Origin of the sequence: Streptococcus sp. 2022WUSS135 (assembly GCF_044427045.1) — a bacterium.
GTDB lineage: Bacteria > Bacillota > Bacilli > Lactobacillales > Streptococcaceae > Streptococcus > Streptococcus hashimotonensis.
In genome coordinates, this window is the sequence record NZ_JAOTGL010000065.1 from 1 (window position 1) to 1046 (window position 1046).

1 pseudogene is annotated in these 1046 nt (G+C 38.6%); it reads left to right on the forward strand.

Annotated elements, in window-relative coordinates:
- Window positions 1-39 precede the first annotated feature (39 nt).
- Window positions 40-1046: pseudogene (locus ODU45_RS10000) on the forward strand (IS630 family transposase); the annotation flags it as partial.

The following is a 1046-nucleotide window of genomic DNA, read 5'->3' on the forward strand; positions in this document are numbered from 1 at the left end:
ATACTTAACAAAAATCAAAAATAGCGTTATAATGGTATTATGACAAAAGAACTTACCCAAACACAAGTCGAAGAATTAAAGCAAGCACTTAAAGATAAAAATAATGCTCCGCATCATAGAAAAATACAGGCACTCATTCTTTATTCTGAATGCAATAATTTAACATCCGTAGCTAAATCAGTAGGCTTTGTCCATCAGACAGTCCGCAACTTATTGAATCGCTATCTAAGTGGTGGCTTAGAAGCCCTCTTAAAGGAAAATCGTGGTGGTCGCCGCCGCTCCTATATGACGCATAAGGAGGAAGAAGATTTCCTTAAAGAGCAACTCTCTTCTTCTTTGAATGGAGAATTCGTTACCGTTAACTCCCTCTTTAAAGCCTATCAAGAGAGAGTTGGGCACAAGACAACCCGAGAAGGTTTCTATGCTCTCCTGAAACGTCATGGTTGGCGTAAAGTTAGCCCACGTCCCCAACATCCGAAAAAAGCAGACGCCGAAACCATTTTAGCGTCTAAAAATAAAATCTTTATTCAAGGAGAGAGTGAGTAAGCGTTTTATTAATGGAAAAGAATATCAACAAGTTCGCCTTATGTATCAGGATGAGGCGGGTTTTGGGCGTATCAGTAAACTTGGTTCGTGTTGGTCTCCTAAAGGTTATCGTCCTCACGTAGCTAGTCACCATATTCGTGAGTACCGCTATTGTTATGGAGCTGTGGATGCCCATAGAGGCCATCATAGCAGGCGGATGTAATAGTGATTGGATGAATGAATTTCTACGCCAGCTATCGGCTGCTTATCCAGAAGATTATATTATTTTAGTCATGGATAATGCCATTTGGCATAAATCGAGGACAATAAATATTCCTGAGAATATAGAATTCACCTTCATTCCACCCTATACACCTGAAATGAATCCTATTGAGCAAGTCTGGGCTGAGATTCGTAAACTTGGTTTCAAGAATAAAGTATTTAAGACTTTAAATGAGGTAATTGATAAACTTCAAGAGATTATTCAAACCTTAACTGTTTATCAACTCAAATCAATTGTA